The 22,818-nt window shown below is 61.3% G+C and carries 20 protein-coding genes; 13 read left to right on the top strand and 7 right to left on the bottom strand.

Features of this window, described 5'->3' with window-relative positions:
* Nucleotides 1-274 precede the first annotated feature (274 nt).
* Together ACYVIA_RS16090 and ACYVIA_RS16085 are read left to right on the top strand one after the other, a co-directional pair.
* On the top strand, nucleotides 275-934 hold the full coding sequence (locus tag ACYVIA_RS16090; protein WP_460842522.1) for a dienelactone hydrolase family protein: 660 nt from the start codon (nucleotides 275-277) through the stop codon (nucleotides 932-934).
* Nucleotides 935-1,123: 189 nt separating this feature from the next.
* Nucleotides 1,124-1,459, top strand: a complete 336-nt coding sequence (locus tag ACYVIA_RS16085) for a BON domain-containing protein (RefSeq protein WP_460842520.1) — start codon at nucleotides 1,124-1,126, stop codon at nucleotides 1,457-1,459.
* Nucleotides 1,460-1,529: 70 nt separating this feature from the next.
* Here ACYVIA_RS16085 and ACYVIA_RS16080 read toward each other — a convergent pair whose 3' ends face one another.
* Nucleotides 1,530-1,838: a 2Fe-2S iron-sulfur cluster-binding protein gene (locus ACYVIA_RS16080; protein ID WP_460842560.1), complete on the bottom strand. Its 309-nt coding sequence runs from the start codon at nucleotides 1,836-1,838 to the stop codon at nucleotides 1,530-1,532.
* A 79-nt stretch (nucleotides 1,839-1,917) separates the two neighbouring features.
* A complete protein-coding gene (locus ACYVIA_RS16075) occupies nucleotides 1,918-2,487 on the bottom strand; it encodes a hypothetical protein (RefSeq protein ID WP_460842518.1) in 570 nt (189 codons plus the stop codon).
* 420 nt (nucleotides 2,488-2,907) lie between these two features.
* Here ACYVIA_RS16075 and ACYVIA_RS16070 point away from each other — a divergent pair, with 420 nt between their 5' ends.
* From ACYVIA_RS16070 to ACYVIA_RS16020, 11 genes are read left to right on the top strand one after another with little or no spacing between them, the layout of a single operon-like run.
* Nucleotides 2,908-3,474 carry an acyl carrier protein gene (locus tag ACYVIA_RS16070; protein ID WP_460842516.1) on the top strand — a complete coding sequence of 189 codons (567 nt, stop codon included), beginning with the start codon at nucleotides 2,908-2,910 and terminating at the stop codon, nucleotides 3,472-3,474.
* A gap of 6 nt (nucleotides 3,475-3,480) precedes the next feature.
* A complete protein-coding gene (locus tag ACYVIA_RS16065) occupies nucleotides 3,481-4,758 on the top strand; it encodes a beta-ketoacyl-[acyl-carrier-protein] synthase family protein (RefSeq protein ID WP_460842515.1) in 1,278 nt (425 codons plus the stop codon).
* 17 nt (nucleotides 4,759-4,775) lie between these two features.
* Nucleotides 4,776-5,903 (top strand): beta-ketoacyl synthase N-terminal-like domain-containing protein, encoded by a 1,128-nt coding sequence (locus tag ACYVIA_RS16060; protein WP_460842513.1) that lies wholly within the window; start codon nucleotides 4,776-4,778, stop codon nucleotides 5,901-5,903.
* Entirely contained in the window at nucleotides 5,900-7,183 is a 1,284-nt protein-coding gene (locus ACYVIA_RS16055) for a beta-ketoacyl-[acyl-carrier-protein] synthase family protein (protein ID WP_460842511.1), read from the top strand. The genes ACYVIA_RS16060 and ACYVIA_RS16055 overlap by 4 nt, the downstream gene beginning before the upstream one ends.
* Complete coding sequence (locus tag ACYVIA_RS16050; RefSeq protein WP_460842510.1) at nucleotides 7,180-8,466, top strand: beta-ketoacyl synthase N-terminal-like domain-containing protein; 1,287 nt, start codon at nucleotides 7,180-7,182, stop codon at nucleotides 8,464-8,466. Before ACYVIA_RS16055 ends, ACYVIA_RS16050 begins: the two co-directional genes overlap by 4 nt.
* A 16-nt stretch (nucleotides 8,467-8,482) precedes the next feature.
* The gene (locus ACYVIA_RS16045) at nucleotides 8,483-11,374 is read left to right on the top strand and encodes an aminotransferase class III-fold pyridoxal phosphate-dependent enzyme (protein ID WP_460842508.1); all 2,892 of its coding nucleotides are present in this window, start codon (nucleotides 8,483-8,485) and stop codon (nucleotides 11,372-11,374) included.
* Between the two features lie 8 nt (nucleotides 11,375-11,382).
* Nucleotides 11,383-12,138: a 3-oxoacyl-ACP reductase family protein gene (locus ACYVIA_RS16040; protein WP_460842506.1), complete on the top strand. Its 756-nt coding sequence runs from the start codon at nucleotides 11,383-11,385 to the stop codon at nucleotides 12,136-12,138.
* 13 nt (nucleotides 12,139-12,151) lie between these two features.
* A complete protein-coding gene (locus ACYVIA_RS16035; protein WP_460842504.1) occupies nucleotides 12,152-12,922 on the top strand; it encodes an SDR family NAD(P)-dependent oxidoreductase in 771 nt (256 codons plus the stop codon).
* Nucleotides 12,910-14,181, top strand: coding sequence for a DUF1302 family protein (locus ACYVIA_RS16030; RefSeq protein ID WP_460842502.1), 1,272 nt, complete (start codon nucleotides 12,910-12,912; stop codon nucleotides 14,179-14,181). The genes ACYVIA_RS16035 and ACYVIA_RS16030 overlap by 13 nt, the downstream gene beginning before the upstream one ends.
* A 53-nt stretch (nucleotides 14,182-14,234) precedes the next feature.
* Entirely contained in the window at nucleotides 14,235-15,059 is an 825-nt protein-coding gene (locus ACYVIA_RS16025; protein WP_460842500.1) for an outer membrane lipoprotein-sorting protein, read from the top strand.
* On the top strand, nucleotides 15,034-17,634 hold the full coding sequence (locus ACYVIA_RS16020) for an efflux RND transporter permease subunit (RefSeq protein ID WP_460842498.1): 2,601 nt from the start codon (nucleotides 15,034-15,036) through the stop codon (nucleotides 17,632-17,634). Before ACYVIA_RS16025 ends, ACYVIA_RS16020 begins: the two co-directional genes overlap by 26 nt.
* A gap of 130 nt (nucleotides 17,635-17,764) precedes the next feature.
* Here the strand turns inward: ACYVIA_RS16020 and ACYVIA_RS16015 are convergent, their stop codons facing one another.
* The 5 genes from ACYVIA_RS16015 to ACYVIA_RS15995 all read right to left on the bottom strand — a co-directional run bounded on the left by ACYVIA_RS16015 (nucleotide 17,765) and on the right by ACYVIA_RS15995 (nucleotide 22,744).
* Nucleotides 17,765-18,265, bottom strand: a complete 501-nt coding sequence (locus ACYVIA_RS16015) for a GNAT family N-acetyltransferase (protein WP_460842496.1) — start codon at nucleotides 18,263-18,265, stop codon at nucleotides 17,765-17,767.
* A gap of 153 nt (nucleotides 18,266-18,418) precedes the next feature.
* Nucleotides 18,419-19,192 carry an N-formylglutamate amidohydrolase gene (locus ACYVIA_RS16010; RefSeq protein ID WP_460842557.1) on the bottom strand — a complete coding sequence of 258 codons (774 nt, stop codon included), beginning with the start codon at nucleotides 19,190-19,192 and terminating at the stop codon, nucleotides 18,419-18,421.
* Nucleotides 19,193-19,287: 95 nt separating this feature from the next.
* Nucleotides 19,288-20,556: a carboxylate-amine ligase gene (locus tag ACYVIA_RS16005; protein WP_460842493.1), complete on the bottom strand. Its 1,269-nt coding sequence runs from the start codon at nucleotides 20,554-20,556 to the stop codon at nucleotides 19,288-19,290.
* On the bottom strand, nucleotides 20,553-22,013 hold the full coding sequence (locus ACYVIA_RS16000) for a RimK family protein (RefSeq protein ID WP_460842490.1): 1,461 nt from the start codon (nucleotides 22,011-22,013) through the stop codon (nucleotides 20,553-20,555). The genes ACYVIA_RS16005 and ACYVIA_RS16000 overlap by 4 nt, the downstream gene beginning before the upstream one ends.
* Nucleotides 22,010-22,744 (bottom strand): cysteine peptidase family C39 domain-containing protein, encoded by a 735-nt coding sequence (locus ACYVIA_RS15995; RefSeq protein ID WP_460842488.1) that lies wholly within the window; start codon nucleotides 22,742-22,744, stop codon nucleotides 22,010-22,012. Before ACYVIA_RS15995 ends, ACYVIA_RS16000 begins: the two co-directional genes overlap by 4 nt.
* Between the last annotated feature and the right edge of the window lie 74 nt (nucleotides 22,745-22,818).

Genomic DNA, 22,818 nt, shown 5'->3' with positions numbered 1-22,818 from the left:
TATTAACCTCCCACACTCGCACGATGACTGATGGATGCCTGGTGTTTGCCCGCGCTCGCATGCAATGCGTCACTGAGCGTCGTTGTTTCACCTCCGCGTGGCGCACGCGGCCGCCGGACGCGGCGCGGCGAATCTTCAGCCGGCGATGCCGTTGCGCTTGCATGAGCCGGCATTGCACAGCTTTCTTTTCTTGTCATCGTTGCCGTCGCAGGCGTTTGCAGCGCCCGCGAGGCGAGTTGTCGGGTCATGCAGGCGTGGCGCCTGCCGGAGACAGATGATGGTATCAGCGATGCATATCGAACCATTGAGGATCGATGCAGGCAAGATGGAAATGGACGGCATGCTGTGGCTGCCGGCCGAACAAACCGGCGTGATTGTGTTCGCCAACGGCAGTACAGGAAGCCGCGTAAAACCGCCGAATGACTATGTCGCCAGCGTGTTGCGCAATGCGCGTCTCGGTACGCTCTGGCTGGACCTGTTATCGCCGCAGGAGGTCGGTAGCCAGGGACGGCCGGACGTCGACATGCTGACAGAGCGCCTCGGTGCCGCATGCGACTGGCTGCGGCAGAATGCAACAACGCGTGAATTGCCGATCGGGCTGTTCGGCGCGAGCTACGGCGCAGCTGCCGCTTTGCAACTGGCGGCGGCGCGCGGACGCGCGATTGCAGCGCTTGTGTTGCGCGGCGCTCGTCCGGACCTGGCCGGCAACGGCACGCTCGGCAAGGTCAGTGCACCGACCCTGCTGATCGTCGGCGGGCTGGACGAGAGCCTGATCGGGACGAACCGGGCGGCCTATGCGGCATTGCGCTGCAAGAAGCGGTTTGAAATCATACCGGGCGCAACGCACTCGTTCGAAGAACCGGGCGCCCCGGAAGTGGTGGCGCGGCTTGCGCGCGGCTGGTTTCTTCAGCATGCGGACACTGCGCATATCTGAACGCATTAGGCAACACGCCGCGGGCATCGATGTAAAACGGTTTGCGTACAAGCGAAATATTTACACTCGCCCGCCTGGACATCTGGAAGCTTTTAGCCGCGATCGACACGGATGCATTTGCTGCAATGTGAGCAGCAAGCTCATCCAGATCGTTTCATCCAACCTTCAATCGTGCCTGGAAAGACAACCATGAAAACAACCCGACGTCCCGCCTTGTGCCTGTCCCTGATCCTGTCCGCATTGCTGGCTGCCGGTTGCAGCAGCATGTACGGCACCAACGCGGACGGTTCGAAGAAAGCCACCGGCCAGGTCATTGACGATGCCACGATCACGTCGAAAGTGAAGACCGCCTTGCTGGCAGATTCCGACGTCAGCGGCCTGAAGATCAATGTCGACACCGCCGATGGCGTCGTCAAGCTCAAGGGCGAGGTCAAGACCATGGCCCTGCGCAAGAAAGCGGAATCGATTGCAAAAGGTGTGGATGGCGTGAAAAAGGTAGACAACCAGCTGGTCATCACCGGCTGACACCAGCTGACGTCATGAAAATTGCCTGACGAAAATCAAACGGTCCGGACGGATCGGGTGCGGTAGAGGCTTATGCCGGCTTCAGCAGGCGCGCGCCCGGAACATGGATGACGACGTCCGATTCGGGAAGGGCCACGCATGGCAAGATGTACCCGTCGCGCTTCTCCTCCGGACTGAGCCCCGGCCATTCGATGTTGTAACGGACACGGCCGCTGACGAGGGCGCACATGCAGGTGCGGCAGGTGCCGTTCCGGCAGGACGCTGGCAGATCGATGCCGGCGTCGCGTGCGGCCGACAGCAGCGACGCCGAACCGGGGGCATCAAACGCTATGCCGCCGGGCTGGATGACAACGGAAAAGGTGGCGTGCTTGGTGGTCATCTGTTGCGAGAAATCTCGGATCTTGCCCGCATGGCGGCTGCGGCTTGTGAATGCGAGTTGCGCCATGCGGGCTGAAGAGCTACTCCATCACCACGACGCTTCGGGTGTGCGGATCGAAGGTGGCGATCTCCTTCACGCGTCCCGCATCGTCAAACATCACCTGGAATTCGGCGAAGCTGCTTAACCAGAAACGCCATACCTTCGCATCGAGGTTCGGGTTTTCGCTGCTGACCGGATAACCGACGGACATGATCACCTGTTCGCGCGTCATGCCCGGACGGACGCGTGCCGTCTTGATCGCCTCACGCACTTTTTCCGGATAGCCCGCGATTTTTGCCTTGGGATCCGTCGCCACGATATACCGCTGCGCGAAAGCATCCATGCTCAGGTCGCGGCTGTAATCGTTGCCGATTGCCTGCGTGTCCCCCTCAAGCTCGACATAGACGCGAAAGCGTCCGTAATCCGCTCCTTTCACGGGTGTACCGACGGGGATCATGCGCTTGCCGGCTTCGGCGTAGTTGATATCGCTGATCCAGCTGCCATCGGTGCGCATGTTGCAGCAGAGAAATCCTTCCGAGATTGGTTGAGCGTGCACTTGTGCAGCCAAGGCTGCCGCGAGCGCGCTGCTCAGGGCGAGACGAACGAACATGAGAGCTCCCTTCTTTCTGGTTGTTGATTCTTCTTGTGTGTCTTTTTCTGATCTTCTGTTTCTGCAGCGCCTTATCGGCCACTCTGGGCCATGCTGGGCCACGCCGGCGGCGCGCTGCCGATTATACAAGCCCGCCATCGCCCTCCCCGCAGAAGGACTACAGAGCGGGAAGGGCATTGCTTGGCGGCGGGAGATTCAAGCGCTCCGGCCATCACGGAGCGAGGTTTTTTCGGCCGACCTGAAACCGACTTTCAAAGTGTGGTTATTGTTAGTTAAGAAACATTTCTTGATTGAATTAATGCAATTTAGTCAATATAATCGCGCTCCGTTAATGCAATTTTGATAACTTTCGTGGCAGTTGCAGCGGCTTCCGGCAGGAATCAAACCGCAGGTATTTCTTTCAATCACTTCAGGAACCCCATGAATAACCCGTTTACTCCCGCCGAAATGGTAACCACCGTTACCGATGTTCTTGCTACTGTGCTCGGCCTCACTCCAGAAGAAATCTCCGAAGACAGCGCCATCGCCGATGACCTTGGCGCCGATTCGCTCGATTTCGTCGATCTCAATGCGACGCTGGAAAAGCGCCTGAACATCGCATTGGCCAAAAAGGGGGCACTCGACCACGCCGAGAAAATTTCTGGTCGGCAAGATCTGTTCTATAACGCCAAGACCGGCCTGACGGCGGAAGGCGTCGAACTGCTGAAGAACAGCCTGTCGCAGTACACGCAGCTCCAGACCGGCATGACCGTCCACGACATCTTCAACGTGACCACGGTGAAGAACGTCGCCAACCTGTGCCACGCCCTGTTCGATTACCTTCCGTCCGCCTGCCCGGAGTGCGGCCACCAGGAGGCAAAGCTGTCTGCTGCCGGCAAGGTGGTGTGCGGCGGCTGCAGCGCCGGATTGCGCCCGGTACATGGCGACGAGGCACAGGTGCTGAGCATCTCGCAATATCTCCAAGAAAAATCCCTGAAGGCAGCCTGACCCGCGATGCGCAACGAAGTCGTCGTCACCGGCGTTGGCGTCATCTGCAGTCAGGCGAACTCGCCGCAAGAACTGTTCGCCCGCCTGAAGAACAAGCAATCCTCGGTTCGCAATCATCCTCAATACGCTGCGTACGGGCTGCCCGGTCCGGCATGTGCGTATATTGACGAAGAAGTGTGGCGCCAGCTTGAGGCCGCCCAGGCCGGACGGTTCGCCTATCCGCTCGGCCCGCAGGCGCGGCTTGCCGTCTGCGCGGCGGAGCAGGCCGTTGCGGAGAGCGGCATCGACCTCGGTGCCGTCGAGCGCAAGGGATTGTTCGTCGCATCGAACAAATTCACGCTCACCGGCGAGGACCTGCTTTCGCTGGGCCGGCACTACGAGCCGGACACCGACCGCATTGACCTGGACGGCTTCCTGCGCAAGGAAAGTCACGACGCCTCAGCGCATTTCCACAAGCGCCAGGATGTCGCGGCACTGGCGCTGGCGGAGTGCTACGGTTTCGATGACTTCGTGATGACGCCGGGCGATGCCTGTGCCGCCGGCGGAATTGCAGTCGGCACCGGATATCGTCACATCATGCATGGCGAGCTCGACCTTGCATTGGTTGGCGGCACGGAAGCGATGTGCAATTACGTGCCGTTGATCGCGTTCTCTGCGCTCGGCGCACTCTCGTCGGTCGCCACCGATCAGCCGGAAACCGTCAGCCGGCCGTTCGATAAGAATCGCAGCGGCTTCGTGATGGGCGAAGGAAGCGCTTTCCTGGTGCTCGAATCGCTCGAACATGCAAAGCGCCGCGGCGCCGCGATCCTGGCGCGCATCAGCGGGTTTTCCAAACAGGCCGAGGCATGGCGCATCACCGCGAGCCCGCCGGACGGCTCGCAATACGCGCGCTGCATCCATGCGGCAATTGCCGATGCCGGGCTCGCTGCGGACGCGATCGACCACATCAACGCGCATGGCACATCGACACCGAACAACGACGCCTGCGAAAGTGCGGCGATCCGTCGCGTGTTCGCGGACCGCACATCAACCATTCCAGTGACGTCGAATAAATCCGCACTTGGCCACTCCCTGGCCGCAAGCGGTGCCATCGAGGCGGTGCTGTCGGTCATGTCGCTTCGTGAGCAGATGCTTCTTCCCACCTTGAACTTCGAGGAGCCGGATGCCGGCACGGACGGGCTGGACATCGTTCGCGAGGCCCGGCCGGAAGGCATCAACCACATCCTGTCGAATTCTTTCGGATTCGGCGGCGAAAACTGCGCGCTGGTGATTAGCAAGACCTGACCAATTTTTCCCATCGAATGAAACGTACTGTCTATATAGAAGACGGCGGGGCCTGCTGCGCCGCCGGAGAACGGATCGAGGCCATCTGGCGCCACCTCGCGTCGGGTACGCGGGTCCTTTCCGACCTGCCTTGTCCCGCGTTCGCAGGCTGGCCATGGCCACGAGTGTTCACCATGGAAGAGCCGTCCGCCGCCGAACTCGACGTCGACCGCAAGCTGTTGCGGACGATGGAAAAGCAGGCAAAGCTCGCACTGCGCGGTGCCGGCCTGGCGCTGCGGGATTCTGCGCTGTTTGGCGTGTACGAGAAGAGCCGCATCGGCCTCTATCTCGGCACGCCGACCGTTGATGAACCGGTGCCGACATGGTCTTCACTCGAAGCGCTGCACGAAGGCGGGCAGGAGGCCAGCCTGTCCGAGGTCTTCCTGCGCGAGACGCCGCCCTTCACCGGCCTGTCACAGCTCAACAGCAGCGCATGCGCGCACATCGCTGGCACGTTCGGCATGACCGGCGCAATGGGCGCCTATTCGCCGTTCGCCGATGCCGGCCTGCAGGCCGTGATCGAGGCAGCGCTGTCAATCACCAGCGGCGAGAATGATGTCGCACTCGCCGGCGGCGTTAGCCCGAAGATCAATCCGATGCTTGTGCTGCAGTACGACCATTTTGGCTGGACTGCAGACGAGGAACGCATTCCGGGTGAAGGTGCGGCATTCATCCTGCTTGACGGCAGCGGAAGGGGAAAGCGCCGCATCCGCCTGTCCGGCTATGCGCGCGGGTTTTCAACCGGCGGGCAAGGGCAGCGCGGCGTATTGCAGCGCGCATTCGACATGGCCGGCATCTCCGCTGGTGACCTCGGCTGGATCCTGACCTGCGACGGCGGCGACCATGGTGTCCTCCAGTCCTTGTATGGCGGAGCGTCGCTCCCGCTGGGTGGCTGCCAGGACGCCACTGGCGCGCTCGGCCCTGCGCAACCCATCCTCAACCTTCTCCTCGCGCAGCATGGCATGCGTGAAAACAAGCGGCTCTTGCGTGGACAGTCCGGAAGCCCCCATTCGGAACAGGACGCATGCATCAACCATGCACTCATCACCGCTGTCGGCCCGGAAGGGCAATACGTGGCGGTCATTCTTTCAACGGAGCGCACATGACACAACGCGTGGTCGTCACCGGGCTCGGCATTGTCTGCGGGCTGGGCTTTGACTGGGAAACATTCTGGAACGCGCTGGTCGCGGGCGAATCCGCGATACGCCGCTGGCAGGTGGACAGTGCGGTCGGCTTTCCGGTGCAGTATGCGGCACCGGTCGATGATGCCGCATTCGCGCAAGAGATAGCGGATATGCCCGAATTGCGTCAGCCGATGGAGCGCCGCAGCCGTTTCGGCCTGCTTGCCGCGCATCGTGCATTGCGCGATGCAGGTCTCGCCGCGCAAGGCAGCCGCATCGGCGTCGCCGTGGGATCCGGTGTGCCGGAGCGGAGTGCCGCCGACATGATGCTTGCCCTTGGCGAGGACGGCCCGCGATGGGATCGTCTGTATGCGCGGCGAGGTGAGCGCGATCCTTCACTACGCAACGGCAATGATCATCTCGCGGCTCTGATCGCCCGTCGCCACGGCGTTCTCGGGCCGGTAATGAACTTCAGTACCGCCTGCGCCGGCGCCGCGCATGCGATCGGCAGTGGCTTCCGCATGATCCGCAACGGCGAAGTCGACTGCATGGTGGCCGGTGGCGCGGACTCGGTGCTCAACCTGCCGACCATGGTTGGCCTCAACCTCCTCGGCGCACCGTCGACATCGGAAAAGCATGGCGACAGATTGTGCCGCCCGTTCGACATCGAGCGCAGCGGCTTTGTCGCGGCCGAAGGAGCGGGCATCATTGTGCTGGAGAGCGAGGAACATGCGCGCCGGCGTGGCGCCCGCATCTACGCGGAGATCTGCGGCTTCGGCAGCTCGCTGGATGCCTACCGCATCACCGCGCCCCATCCGGAAGGTGTCGGCGCCGCGCTCGCCATGCAAAAGGCATTGCGGGATGCCGACATGCTTCCCAGAGAGGTCGGTTATATCAATGCCCACGGAACCTCTACCCATCTGAACGACACGGCGGAGACCAAGGCGATCAGGAACGTATTCGCGGACGACGAACACTATCGCAAGCTGGTCGTCAACGCGAACAAATCGCAGATCGGCCACCTGATTGCCGCCGCGGGAGCACCGGAATTCATCGCCACTGCGCTTGCGCTGAAACATGGCGTCGTGCCGCCGACACTCAACCTCGATGATCCCGATCCCGAGTGCGATCTCGACTATGTTCCGCATCGCGCGCGGGAAGTGCGTCTGAATGCGGCGTTGTCCAACTCGTTCGGTTTCGGCGGGTTGAATGCATCACTTGCATTGCGCCGCTATGCCGGCAGCCAGCAGGAGCAACGGCAATGAGCCCGACGTCCGACAACGCCGTCGTCATTACCGGCGCCGGATGCGTGCTGCCGGGATGTAACACCACCGAGGAGTTCTGGCAGCGGCTGCTGACGGCGGACAGCGCCATCACGCCATACCGCGACGCGCACATCGACAGCAGCCTCATCCCTTGCTTTGGTGCGATTTCGCAGGAGCAGCGCGCAATGGCCAGCGAGGCGGTGCCGTTCAAGTTGCGTCGCTACAGTGCGCCGACCGCGCAGTGGGCAGTCAAGGCAGCGCGGGAGGCGCTTGCGCAGGCGGGGTTGGACCTGCAACAGGTTCCGGAAGACCGCAGGGGACTGTTTACGGCGCAAGGCGATTTCACTTTCCCGTCGACGCCGTCGTTCGCCCGCGGCATTGCTGGTGCACAGGAGAAGCGATCCCTTGACCTCGTGACGCTGACCAACGAGTGCATGCACCTGCGTGGCGTCGATCCGTTCATGGCGATCAAGTGCCTTGCAAACAATGTCCTCGCGATTGCCAGCCTGAGCTTCGAAATGCGCGGTGATGCTGCCGCCTTTGTGCAGGACGACAGCGCCATTCCCGCTGCGTTGCGCAGCGCAGTGTTCAGCCTGCAGCAGGGGTATTCCGACATGGCGCTGCTGCTCTTCGCGGGGAGCTATAACGAAGCGCTCACGCTGGCGGAGCTGTACAGGCTGGAATACCTGAGCGCATGCAACGACGGTGCCGCCTCTCTTCGACCGTTCGACCTGCGACGGGACGGCACGATTCCCGGCGAGGGGGCCATCGCGCTGGTACTTGAAACGGCCAGCCATGCACGGCGGCGCCATGCCTTGCCCTTGGCACAGGTCCGGGGCATCGGCAATGCCATCGATGCGCCTGCCAGGCCGGCTGGTGTCGACGCCTACCAGCGCTGCGTGCGCCCGGCGCTCGCTGCCGCAGGCGTCGGCCTCGACGACATCGATGTCATCGTCGCTTCTGGCAAGGGCAGTTATCAGCACGACCACCGCGAGGCGGCCAGGCTGGTGGCCTTGCAGGACAGCATCGCGATGCTGCCGGTGACCTGCGCCACGGCGATCACCGGGACGGTGCCGGCCTGTCCGACGCAATGGCTGGCCGCACTCGGCATCCTGCAAACAGGTGTGGTGCCCCACGTCGCGCATCTTGAACAGTCGCTGGAGCCGCGCCTGGACCTGGTCCGCGACGTACCGCGACAAACTCCCTCGCGGCATGTGCTCGCGCTCGACGCAGGATTTGCGGGCAGCCATTCCGCCGTGCTTTTTTCACATTCGCTAGCCTGATTGATACAAGGTTTCCATGTCTTACTACCAACAACACGTCAAAAGCCATCTTTCCGAGATATTTACCGCGCTCGGACTGGATGTTGCCTACACCCGCGCCGCGGGCAACACCTTGTACTATCGCGACCGCAAGGGCGACGAAGTGCCCGTGCTCGACCTGCTCGGCGGCTACGGGGCGCTGATCTTCGGGCACAACCATCCGCGCATCAATGCCGCCGCGCAGCAGCTGATCGACCACCAGGTCCCGGTGCATGCGCAATTCTCGCTGCGTGAGCGTGCCGGTGAACTTGCGCACCGGCTCAATCAGATTTTCCGTCGCGAACTCGGCGGCACCGACGATTTCAATGTGACGTTCGCCAACAGCGGGGCAGAGGCGATCGAGGCGGCGATCAAGCATGCCGAGCTGGAACGGGTGCTGAAGCTGGAAGAGCTGCTCGAAGAGATCACCCTCAATATCGAACGCGTGCGCCGGGCGATCCGGCAGGGTGAGGCAGCGATTCCGGAAAACATCTACAGCCATGGCCCGCTCCGGGAGAAGGTTTTCGATGTGCGCAACTTCGACGACCTGATCGTCGGCCTCATCAACCACAATTCCGACCAGCTGGTGAAAAGACCGGTTTTCCTTGTGCTGGAAAAATCCTTCCACGGCAAGCTGATCGGGAGCGTTCAGCTCACCTATAACAAGAACTTCCGCCGCCCCTTCCAGTACTTCGGACTTAAGACGCGATTCGTGTCACCTTCCGACCCCGATCAGCTGCAGCGTGTGGTCGACGAAGAGCGCTTGTACCTGTATGACCTCGACGTGCAGGACGGCGTAGTGCGCATCGTGGAGCGCGAACTCCCGATCTTCGCGGCTTTCCTGGTCGAGCCGATCCAGGGCGAGGGCGGCGTGCATATGCTCAAACCGACCTTCGCGCAACTGATCCGCAAAACCTGCAACGAACTTGGCTGCCCGCTCATCCTCGATGAAATCCAGAGCGGCATGGGCCGTACCGGCACTTTCCTTGCCAGTACACAGATCCCGCTGAAGGGGGATTACTACACATTGTCGAAGTCCCTCGGTGGCGGCATAGCCAAGATTTCCGCGACGCTGATCAGGAAGGGTCGCTTGCGCAAGGAATTCGGCCTGATCCACAGTTCGACCTTTGCCGAAGACGATTTCTCCGCCGGCGTCGCATTGCAGGTGCTGGACATGATGGAGGAAGACAATGGCCGCGCCTACCGCCTGGTGCAGGAAAGCAGTGCGAAGCTGTTCGCTGCGCTGGACAGGGTCAGGCAGGCCTATCCGGACGTCATCAAGGAGGTGCGCGGAAAAGGCCTGTTCATCGGCGTCGAGTTCCATAGCCAGAAGGACGCAAGCTCCACCATCATCCGCGGTACGTCGTACAGTGACTCGTTCGGTTACATGATGTCCGGCTATCTGTTGCGCGAGGAACGGATTCGCATCGCCCCGCCTGGCAGCGCGCCGAATGTGCTGCGCATTGAACCGTCGATGTACCTCACCGACGCCGACATCGCGCACGTGGAGCAGGCGTTCGGCCGCCTGTGCGAGATCGTCCGCAAGCAGGATGCGCTGCATCTTGTATTCCCGCTGACCGATTCGTCGCGCCGCAAGCCGCGCAGCGAGGTTCTCGACTTCCGTGATGCGTTCCCGCCGCAGCCGCAGGCATCCAGCCAGTTCCGCGGGACGCGGCCGGTGCGCAAGGTGGCATTCATCAATCACCTGATTACGCCGGACTTCCTGTGCCAGGTCGATCCGTCACTGAAGGAACTCAGTTCCGAGGAATTGCGCCAGTTTGTCCTGAAAATGTCGCCGAACAAGAAGGCCGCACCTTATGCGCCGGTGCGCATCCATTCTCCGCTTGGCAGCGCGGTGGACTTCATCCTGTACCCGCTTTGCGTGTCTTCGGAGCAAATGGGGACGTATCTTGCCGAGGGCAACCTGGACAAGATCCGTGACGAGGTCGAGGACAGGGTGAATGCCGCGCTGGAAGATGGCTGCGAGATCGCCGGCCTTGGCATGTACACCTCCATCGTCACCAACAACTGCACGTCCCTGCGGGTGCCCGACATGGCGCTCACCTCCGGCAACGCGCTGACGGTCGCCATGGCACTCCAGGCGATCGACAAGGCGGTGACGGATGCGAGGCTCAACATGGAACAGATGACGGTCGCCGTGGTCGGAGCTGCCGGGAACATCGCGTCGACTTACGCATCGCTGCTGAGCGAACGGACGACGCGCATCATCTTGCTGGGAAGCGAGCGCGAAGGATCGCTGAATCGCCTGCACAAGACCGCACATGCGATTTATGACGATGCCTGGCAGGATATCTGTTTCCTGCCGCGCGAGCGGCTTGGCGTACTTGCCCGCCGTCTGCTCGATGAAAGCCTGGTGCAGGAATGGCTGGAGCGCGGTAGCGCGCCCAGGCGCGATTGCGGCCGCCAGATTGCTCAACACTTGCGCGAGCGTTACGGCGCCGACCCGTACCTGCAGGTATCCACGGACCGTGCCCTGATCCGCGAAGGGCATATCGTGCTGTGCGCAGCGAACAGTCCCGAGCCGTTCCTGACGGCGGAAGACTTCCGTGAAGGGGCGATCATCTGTGATATTGCCGTCCCGAACAATGTCGCACCCGACGTGCCTGCGAACCGCCCGGATCTCGTTTATCAGCAGGGTGGCATCGTCGCCACGCCAAACGGCGAGAGCCTGCATCCCGGCGCGCGCGCCTTCCTGAAGTCCGGCCAGCTGTTTGCCTGCATGGCAGAGACAGTGATTCTCGGCCTGTCCGGTTTCAATCGCCACTACTCCTATGGCCCGATCTCCAAGCAACAGGTGAGCGAGATCGCCGCGCTGGCACGTGCGCACGGTTTCAGCCTGGCTGAATCGAAAACCGGAAATTCCTTGTGAGGCCATCCATGACGACCATGACACTAGAAAACCAGGTAGCGCTCGTCACCGGTGCCAGCCGCGGCATCGGGCGCGAGATTGCGCGCATCTTTGCAGAGCAGGGCGCAGACGTTGCAATCAACTATCGTGGCGACGAAGCAGCCGCACGCGAGACAGCTGCTGCCGTCGAGCAGTGGGGCCGGCGGGCGCTGTTAATCCGCGCCGATGTCTCCGATCCGGCGCAGGCCGACGCCATGGTTGCCGGCGTGCTGGAAAGCTTCGGGCGTATCGACATCCTCGTCAACAATGCCGGCATCACCAGAGACAACCTGCTCGCAAGCATGGAGCCCGATGACATTGAAGCCGTGATCCGGACCAATCTCCTCGGCGTGATCTATCCGACGCAGGCGGTTACCCGGGCGATGATGCGGCAGCGATCCGGCCGCATTGTCAACATTTCGTCTTCGGCGGCAAGCAAGCCAGGGCGGGGACAGTCCAACTACGCTGCGGCCAAGGGCGGCGTCGAAGCGTTCACCAAGGCGATGGCAGTCGAGCTCGCGCCGCGCAACGTACTGGTCAACGCGGTCGCGCCCGGCGTGATCGTTACCGACATGTCGGAGCAGATCCGCAGGCATGGCGAGGATGAAATCATGTCGCGCCTGCTGCTCAAACGCTATGCGGAACCACGCGAAGTCGCGGAAGCAGTGCTGTTCCTTGCCAGTCCGACCAACCGTTACCTGACCGGCGAGATATTGCATCTCGACGGCGGATTGAAAATGGCATAGGGCGGCAATGGAATTGCGTCATAAAAATGCACTGGTCTCCGGCGCGGGAAATGGCATCGGTGCCGCAACTGCACGATGGCTGCATGAGAACAAGATCGGCGGACTGGTCCTGCTCGACCTGTCCGCACAGGCCATCGAAAGCCTTGCCGAGGAGCTGCGCCGTGGAGAGGATCCACCGCGCGTTTTCTGTTGCGCCGCTGATATCTCCAACCGCGCCGGTGTGCACTCTGCGCTGCAGCCGGCACTCGCGGAGCTTGGCCGCATCGATTTGCTGGTCAACAGCGCGGGCATTGCCGACGAGAACGAGCCGGAGCAGGAAGATATCTGGCATCGCGTCCTGAACGTCAACCTGAACGGCACCTATCACGTCACGCTGGAGGCGCTTGCAGCCATGCCGGATGGGGGACGCATTGTCAATGTGTCCTCCGTTCTCGGACGCGCCGGCAAGCGCCGCAATACTGCCTATTGCACATCCAAGCATGCGCTGCTCGGCTTTACCAAGAGCCTCGCGCTGGATCTCGCCCCGCGCCGGATTACGGTCAATGCCGTTCTCCCCGCATGGATCGACACGCCGATGTTGCGCCACGAAGTGGCGCTGCAGGCGGACAGCCTCGGATTGCCTGCCGAGCAATTGCTGCGCAATGCGCGCAAGCAGATTCCGCTGCGGCGCTTCCTCGCGGCGAAGGAGGTGGCGTCCCTGATCGGCTTCCTCGCATCCGACGATGCCGCAGGAATCACCGCACAGAGCTATACCATCGATGGAGGCTTCACATGCGGCGTGTAAACCTCCTCTGCATCCTTCTATCCCTTGCGGCGCCGGCAGCCGCACTGGAGCTGAATGCCGACATCTCCGCCGGCTATGCAGGCCACCTGCATTCCACCGATCCGCGTACGACCGAGCGCGGCATGAAGCTGCAGGGCAAGCTCACGCACGACGAACAACACTTCGGCATTCGCGCCGAAGGCCGCTTGCGCTGGAACGACGCCTACCGGAGCGACGCCTACAGTGAGGTTGCACGCGACGCCTACCGCTTCAGCGGCGACTGGCGGGAACTGTATGCCACGTCGTACGTCGGCGGATGGAATGTCTCGTTGGGCTTGCAGCAGGTGGTGTGGGGCAAGGCGGACAACCTGCGTGTGGTCGATCAGGTCAACCCGGTGGACTTGCGGGAATTCGTGCTCCCGGACCTGAACGACTACCGCAAGCCGGTGATGATGCTGCGCGGCGTGCGCATGCTCGGCGACTGGAGCCTCGAGATGCTGTACCTGCCGCGCTTCAAGCCGACATCGTTTGCAAAGCCGGGGAGTGAATACGACATCCCTCTGCTCGACCCGCAAACGCTGCAATCCGTGCTGCTCCTCCCTGAAAAACGTCCCTCAAATCGCTTCAGCAACGGCGAAGTCGGCATGCACCTGTCCCGCAGCTTCGAGGCACTGGACCTGAGCCTGTTTGCGTTTCATACCTGGGACGACAATCCGGTCTACCGCACGATCATGCTCGCGGATGCCGCGGGCAATCCGGTTCCTGCCCTGCAGGCGGAATACAGGCGACAGTTCATGACCGGGCTTTCCGCCGCGCGCGCGATCGGACACGGCATGGTGATTCGCGCCGAACTCGCCTACGTGCCGAACTATGCCTACATGGTCAGTTCCGGAAGCGCGGACGGCCTGGCCGAAAGCGCGACACTGACCGGCCTGGTCGGTCTCGACTACAACTGGCGCGACTGGCTGCTCGCGGTGCAGACCAGTGACCGCTACATCGAGGACTGGAACCGCGCCTACGCAGTTCGCAAGCATGCGCAGGTTGTCACCTTCTCCGCGACGGGAAGCTCTTTGTCCGGGCGGCTGGACTCACGCATTGCCTATACGACCTTCCCTGACAGTCGCGACGGCAACTGGCTGCAACTGAAAAGCACCTGGAAGCCTGACGACAACTGGGCCTATTCCGCAGGTATCGATCTGTTTGGCGGACCACGGGAAGGTCTCTTCGGGCAGTTCCGTGACAAGGACCGGCTGTGGCTGGAGGTCAAGCGCCGCTTCTGATTCTGATTCAACCGCCTTCCACGTTTATCCAATTCATCTAAAAGGACTCACGCATGAAATACAGGCAGTTAATGCGGCTGGGCGCCAGCCTCTTCCTGGCACTGGCGACATCCGCCGGCGCGACCACATTGAGCGCAGACCAGATCCTCGAGAGGGTCCGTAACCGCCCCGACGGCACGGACATTTACTCGGACGTCAACATGGTGCTGACGGAAAGCAATGGCAAGACGCGTACGCGCGACCTGATCTTCCTGGAGCGGGACTACGGGAAGGATGAAAAGCTGACGCTCTACTTCACCGGGCCGGCAGAGGTCAAAAGTGTTGCACTGCAGGCCGTCAACTACGACGAAGCCGTCGACAAGGAGGACGAGCAATGGATGTACTTGCCCGCCTTCCGCCAGGTGCGACGCATTTCCGCGACCGACAAGCGCGGTTCCTTCATGGGCAGCCAGTTTGCCTACATTGATCTCGACCGGCTGCGCGTGACCGACTATATGCAGAAGCTCCTGGGGGAAGAAAAGGTGATGGACCGCGACTGCTTTGTGATCGAACGCATCCCGGCGTCCGAAAAGATCATCAACAAGACCGGCTATTACAAGACCCGCGTGTGGGTCGACAAGGAACGCTTCATTGTCCTCAAGCAGACTTACTTCGACGCGCGCGGCGTGCAGTTCAAGCAATTGACGGTGAAGAAGCTGGAAAAGATCCAGGACATCTGGACCGTGACAGAGAGCGAGATGCAGGATTTCGTCAACCAGCGCAGCTCCACCCTCCATTTCAACAATTCCCGCTACAACACCGGGCTGGGCGACCAGCTGTTCCAACAAAACATCATGAAAACTGGAGTAAACCGTGGAAACCTACCTGCGCTTCGTTGACCGCTGGTCGAAGCTGATCCTGGCCGTGCTCGGCCTGGTCACCGTGTTCTTTGTCCTCCAGCTTGGCAAGCTGACGAATGACAGCAACCCTTATCTCCTGTCCGAGTCGCATCCGGCCCGCAAGCCGATCCTCGACATGCAGAAAGAGTTTTCCGGGACCTACGATGCGGCGTTGATTGCGCTGTACAACAAGGACGGCGTGTTCAACCGCGACACGCTCGACGCCGTGCTCGACATGACACAGGCGGCGCGCCGCATCATTCTCGTCAACGACGACGACAAGGCGTATCTGACGGCGCTGGGCGAGCGGTACGGCGCACAGCATCCGTCCTTCAAGGCAGCGGTCGACGGCATTCTGGAAGGCGGCCTGGAGCAGAACGATTACTTTGCAGCGCAACAGCTGCAGGAACTCGCAGGAACCGTGGAACTGTCGCAGGCCGAGCGCGCCTTCCTGTCGTACTTTCCGCACCGCCTGAACCCGGTAAAGGAAATGGCCGGTCTGGCAGCCAGCGACAACATCCTTTCGCGTGACGGCACGCTGCATGTGACCAAGAGCCTGCGCGACAAAACGACTTCGCCGGAGCAGATCCGGACGGAGATCCTGAACAATGAAATGATGCTCAACAGCGTCGTCTCCAGGGATGGAACGGTCGCGCTGATCACCATCGAGTTTGCGATCAAGCAGGATGATGCGGATGGCCAGGTCCGCGGCTACGATGCGCTGCGCACGATTGTGGACGACTACCGCAAGGCGCACCCGGAGCTGAAGGATGAGGTGTATATCGCCGGCGTCCCCATCTTCATGGCGGAGCAGAAGAAGCTGACCGACCGCGACCTCGCCACGCTGTTTCCGCTGGTGATTGCCGTGGTGGGGGCGATCCTGATCGGCTTTTTCCGCAAACCGCTCGGCTTTGTGCTGCCGATGCTGAATGTCGTGATGTGCACCATCTGGACGCTCGGGATGATGAGCGTGCTCCGCGTTCCCATGGATCTCATCACCAGCACCTTGCCGGTATTCCTGATCACGATCTGCGGCGCGGATGCCATCCACATGATGAATGAGTACTACACGCAGAAGGGAACCGGGATTGCGACGAAGGAAGCGGTCAAGCGGACGCTGCGGGAAATGCTCTCGCCGATCGTGCTGACAACGGTGACCACGGTTGCCGGCTTCCTGTTCTCGACATCGACCAACATTTCCAGCATCCAGTCCTTCGGCCTGTTCATGGCGGTCGGCCTTATCAGCGCGCAGATCATCTCGCTGCTGCTGATCCCGGCGTGGCTGAACCTCATGGGCGGCAGCAGGATTACCGTGAATGCGCCGGGCAAACAGCAGGGCGAGTGGCTTGGCATGGCACTGGCCGCCATGTTCGGCCTGCTGATCCGCAACCGGAAACCGGTGCTGGCGGGTTTCCTTGCGCTGATGGCGGGTTGTGCCTTCCTGATGACGCGCATCGTGGTCGAGGATGCCGGATCGAACTACTTTGCCGAGAACAACGAGTTCCGCAAGGCGGACGAATTCGTCAACACGCATATTGCCGGCACCAGCCCCGGATGGATTCGGATCGAGGGCGACAAGCCCAATTCCGTGATGACGACCGAGACGCTGGCCTTCATCGACAAGCTGGACCAGTTCCTACTGTCGCAGCCTAATGTCACCTATACCTATTCTCTGGCGACCTATGTCAAGCGCATGCATCTTGCATTGAACGACATGAATCCCGAGTACAACCGCTTGCCCAACGCAACGGAATCGATCCGCAGTACGGATGTCGCCACGGGCAAGCCGACGGTGGAACAGGTCGACGGCAACGAGCTAGTGTCGCAGCTGGTGCTGATGTATGAAAACGGCGGCGGCAATGACCTGAACAACGTGCTCGCACGCGACTTCTCCAAGGCAGCGACCCTATTTACGATGAATACCACCCGGGCGAGTGAGTACAAGATATTGCTTGCCAGCCTGGAACAGTGGCTGCAGGCGAACAAGCCCGTGCATCTGAAAGTCAGTGTGGCCGGCACGCCGGTGATCTGGTCGGGCGTGCTCGACGAAATCATCAAGGGGCAGTTCGTCAGCTTTATCCTGGCATTTTCCGCGGTGTGCGTGGTGCTCGTTGTCTGGCTGCGTTCGGTACGGGAAGGCATCCTTGCGGCACTGCCGCTGGCAGCGACCATGGTGGCTTATTACGGCGTGATGGCACTGCTCGGGATTGAGCTGAATATTGGCACGGCACTGATCTCGTTCATTGTGGTCGGCATTGTCGATTACTCCGTGCATTACCTGCAGCGGATCAAGTCACGCCTTGCTACCGGCGACACCCTCGATCATTCCTTGCTGTATGCGATCCGCCATTCCGGCATGTCGATCGCGTTCAACGTGGCGGTGTTTTCGCTCGGATTCCTGACCCTGCTGTTTTCGGAATTCAAGCCGATTGCGTATCTCGGCGGGCTGGTCGCGCTGGCCCTGTTCATCAGCGGTTTCATGTCGTTGTTCCTGATCTCGATGCTTGCGCCGTTCTTCCTGAAAGAGGAGCCCACGACAAAGCTCGCGCCCGGCATCCAGACGGCGGAAAGCTGAATTCACTCCGGCCGCAAAGGTTGCGGCCGGATGGCCATCTGCCTGCGCCGGATGAGGTATCAAGATCGAGCCGCGCCTCTTTCGGGCGCGGTTTTTTTCTTGTCTCTGCCGTTATGGGATATCCCGGCTCTCAACCCAGCTGGCAAACGAGATAGGCGGGTTTGCCTGGGTAGGTGTCGAGATGCTTTCGTTGCGGGTCTTCCAGGGAATCGCATGTCGCATATCCATGCCTGAACCAGAACGGCAGCGAATCCTGGATGGACACCAGGGAAGAGTAAGGAAGGCCGTTCCGCTGGGCCATGGTCAATGCCGCTTGCACCAGCCTTGTGCCGACATTCCGGCCGGCGGCCCGGCGGGACACGGCAAGGTCATGAAGGTACAGGCTGTTGGGCGTATCGGACGGCACAAAGCCGCTTCCCAGCGGGGTCACCTTCCCAAGTTCGGATAGATAGCCCACCAAGTACGCGCATACTCCGTGCTCGTCCTCCGCCACCCAGGCAGTGTCAGGCGATGACACCAGGCGTGCACGGATGGTTGCTTCGCACTCGATCGCGTCGGCGCTGTAGCATTCGCTCTGGATCGAAATGACAAAGGGGAGATCGGCCGTTGACATGGGGCGGATGGTCGGCATTGCTTTGATTTCTTTGCAGTGAGTGACATGAAGGATAGGCAACAGACGCTTATCCATGCGGGAAGCATCTGTCGATGACGAGCGCGGTTCCATGCATAGGCTCCGCCGCATCGACCGCAGTATATCGGAGCAAGTGCTAGTTTCAACAGCCTGCTAAACCGGAACGGACCGCGTTGCAGCAGCTGACGCACGGACCGGGATGTGATGCGCTGCTTCCCTGGAAACCGGTACCGCGTCATGAAACGCCTCGATGATGGCGTTGCGTACCTGACGCCAGTGATCGCCGCGCGCCAGGACGTGTTTCTGGTTGACCTCCAGCTCGATGCCAAGATAGGCGTGAGGGGGAAAGCGGCGGCGCAGATAAACCGTGAAGCCGTCGGAAATGCCGGTGTACGGATAGTTCATGCGCGTCTTCAGCGTCCGGGCATACACCTTTAATGCGGTTTGCCAGCGGCGGCACAAGCTGGCTTCCGAAAGACGGGACGGGTCGTACAGGAGTCCGATATCGGCATTGCGCACTTCGCCGTTCAGTTCCGGGGTGAAGCTGTGGCAGGAAATGTGGACCACGCGCGCACCGCAAGCAACGGCCTGCGTGATCTGTGTCTCGACCTTGGTGCGGTAGGGCTGGTAATACCGCTTGAAAATTTCCTGTTTGATGTCGTTCGGGGCGTCGCGCGTCGCCTCGGAGTAGAGCTTCGGATGACTGGGGGAGCGGTTGAGCTCGATCAGCAAACGGCTGATGGTCGACGCGACGAGCGGCGCGGACAAGGCGGCAGCAAGCTCGCGTGCAACGCGCAGGGCACCAACGTCGTATCCGCGATGCGTGCGCAAAAACGCCTCCCGCCCGCGAAAGAAATCATGGTAGCGGGATGGAACGCGGTTGCCGCCATGTTCACAGGTGATCAGGAAAAAGTTTTTCGTCTCCACGGTCGTCAAGGTCTTTCAGCATCGCGGTTCAGCACCACATTGAGCGCCGTCTTTCAACATGCAGGGAACGCCGCGATGGCGTTCATCTAGCCCTGTCAAACCTGCCCTTCAAACATGCGTCCTTCCTGCAGGCAGTCGGAGAGTTCGCGGTACACCGCATGCAGCTGCGGACGGGAATAGTCGCTGCCAACCGCCTGCAGGATTCGCCGTGCGAGTGTTCCCTTGCGTAATATCGTCTGCAACGGAGTGCGCCAGCGCGCGGTCTCGTAATCATTCTCTTCCATCATCCGCTCGACAAGGCATTCCCACAATTCTTCGGCACGGCAGCACCGCCCGGGAAAGCCGAGCAGCCGCAGGTAATCGGCGTTGTCCAGCACAGTCTGATCGGCGTCGCGTATACAGTCCTGCAGGATCGCGGCCAGTGTGTTGGTTGGCATCTCCTGCTGTTCTACCAGCGGCGCCTGCCCGGCCTGATAAAGCAGCTTCACCGCTGCGCGCGTGGCTGCGGCCACGGCAAGATCGGCTTGCGGACATTCCTGCGTGTCGATCACGCGGATTTCAATCGCACTGCGGTCGAAGCGCGCGATGGCACCGCGCGAATTCAGCCACTCATGCTGCAATACCCGGTCCGGATCAAATGGCGCAATGTCCTTGTACATGCGCGCCAGGATGCGCTGCTCGTAGTCGGCGCGGCTGGTGATCGTCTCCGGAATCACCATTCCCGCGATGGACGGAATCGAGGGTGCATTGTCGCAATACACGCGCATGCGATAGTCGGCCCAGCCGGTCACGCAACCGTCAGCAATGGGCGAGCTGGCGGCGAGCGCCGGCAGGATGGGCAGCACCAGGCGGACTGCCGCATGCAGACGCGTAAATTCCTCGTCGCCTGCAAAAGGCAGGTTCACGTGCATGCTCTGCAGGTTCGACCAGCCATGGTTGCGGCTGCCGAAGATGGCGTCGTAGGCGCGATAGATAGCCTGGTTGTCATGCGGCCAGAGATGGGTTTCCGTCTGCGGATCCATCCATGGGTGCATTGCGCCTGGCATCAGGCATGCGCCGCGCAGTTCGAGCAAGGTATTGATGTGCCGCACTTCTGCATGGAAGGCACCAGGCAACTCCGACAGCGATGCGACTGGGTGCCGGTTCTTGATCTCGACGAGATGCAGCACCAGTTCGTTCGACCACCCGAGCAGGCCGCGGTCGACTTCATTGCCACTGCTGCCCGGCGTTTCACGGATCAGCCGGTCGGCAATCGGCCGGATCGACAGGCTTTCTCTGTCGACGATCATGTATTCCAGCTCGATGCCGATGCCGTCGAAGGCATGCAGGATCGGTGGCGTCTGCGGTTCTTCCTCGTCGCTCATGGTGCAACACTTCCTCGGCGCGCCTCGATGCGTTTGCGGAACACGCCCATCACTTCGCGATACAACGCATCGCTCAGCACGGCGTCTTCATTGCCGGCATCGACGTTGGGGTTGTCGTTGATTTCGATGACGTAGTACTGGTTGCCGACCTGCTTCAGGTCCACGCCATAGAAACCGTCGCCGATCAGGTTGGCGGCCTGCACCGCAATGCTGACTACCTCGTCCGGCACCTCGCCAACCGACAGCGCCTCGGTGCGGCCTTCGCACATGCGCTGCTGTTCATGCTTGATGATCTGCCAGTGCCCCGGCGCCATATAGTATTTGCAGACGAACAGCGGCCGCTGGTCCAGCACGCCAATGCGCCAGTCGAATCCGGTGGGCAGGAATTCCTGCGCCAGCACCAGATCCGACTCCTTCAGCAGGGCATGGACCTTGGCCGTCAATTCCTGCTCGGACTCGACCTTCATCACGCCCAGCGAAAACGCGCTGTCCGGCTGCTTCAGGATGCAGGGAAAGCCGAGCGTCGCTGCGATCTGGTCGACATTGCCCTTGTGAATGATCAGCGTCTTCGGCGTCGGAATATGGTGCCGTGTCAGCAGCTCGGTCAGGTAGATCTTGTCGGTGCAGCGCAGGATGGAATCCGGATCGTCGATCACCACCATGCCGGCATCGGTCGCCTGGCGTGACAGCTGATAGGTGTAGTGATCGATGCTGGTGGTGTCGCGCAGGAACAGGGCATCGAATTTTTCCAGCCAGCGCGCGTCCTTGGGCGTGATCAGCTCGGCCGTCATGCCCACCGCTTCGGCCGCTTCAAGGAACTTGCGCAATGCGTCCGGGTTGGATGGCGACTCCGCGCGCTGCGGATCGTGCAGGATCGCGAGCGATGGTTTGCGCGCGACGCTGGGGCCGATCTTCTGTTCCTTCAGATGGTCGATCGCGGCCTGCGTGGCAAATTCGCGGTGATGAGCCGGGATGTCGCGCACGCTGCCGGGGTAGATGCTGCACAGATGCCAGCGGTCATTGGCACGCTCGAAGCGGGCGTGCAACACCGGCGTGCGCAGCATCTTGAACAGTTGCTCGCTCAGGTGCGGAAGCTGCTGCACGGCATCGCGGCCGAAATAGATGTTGAGGTCGGCCACCTCATCGGTCGCGCGTGCGAACGAGCAATCGATCAGGTCGCCGAGCTTGTCGGAGAGTTCCGCCACGACGTGGCCGGCATGCAGTTCCTTCATGGCCTGGACGTCGGGCACCGGATGGTGGCCGCGCGCTTCTGCAAGGAGGGAGACGTAGTAGCCGAGGCTTTGGTAGCGATAGGTGCGGCAGAGGTTGAAGACTTTGGTGGATTTGCTGTCCCCGTAGGCGGGGTCCATCAGGTAGGTTTGAGCAGGTATCACGGTGACACCGGGTATGTCGTTAGGCCAATCCTGCGGCTGACTGACGACGAAGAGGATGTTCATGGTACTTCCTGTCGCGGCGGACACCGCGGATGGATGATTAACAGGTTGGCGTCATGCGTCACAATGCCTAGCAGCACCGCATTCACGACCCTGTCCACGCTCAGCCAGTATTCATGCGAGCTGGCGTAGGGATTCTTTTGATACGGATCGACCACCAGCACCTTGCGCCGCTCGCGGTCGTAGCCGGCGATGATGACGAAGTGGCCGGAAGGCAGGCCGCGCACATCATCCGGCTGATCATCGGGGCCATATTCGCGCGGCACCCGATACAGGTAGGTGGAGCTCAGGCCGGTGATGATTGGCAGCCGGCGACGCAGGATGCCGCGAATCAGGTAGCGCGACAGGTCCAGCAGGCGCAGGCGCCCGCCAAGGCTGAGGAATTCCAGATAACCGGTGGTCGCATGTTGCAGGCGGTAATCCATTTTCGTTTCACGCTGCCGTTGCAGGCGATCGGCAATGTCGACACCGGGCTGGGTAAACCAGGTCGGGTCGAACACCGTCAGGTTGTAGGTATAAATGGTCGCACTGTAACCCCTGCGTAGTGCATCGCACGCAAGGAAGACGGCGAAGGTGCCGCCATGCTCGAGCCGGCCGGCACGTTCGATGACGCCAGTCAGCGCCTCCTCGTCGCCCCAGTAGCGGTAGACCGCATGCAGGCAGGTCGGGCCGCAGGTCGTTTCGTCCGGTTGCGGAAGGATCTTGACGGGCAATTGCAGGATCGGATGGGTCACGGGGGTGTGCAGTTGTGATGTCGGAATATTGGTCAGCAGAAAGTCGGTACGTTCAAGCTCAATCCAGGCGGCAC

It is taken from the genome of Noviherbaspirillum agri (assembly GCF_054780595.1).
The sequence above is the reverse complement of the archived record's forward strand: the minus strand, read 5'-3'. Positions and strand labels throughout refer to the sequence as shown.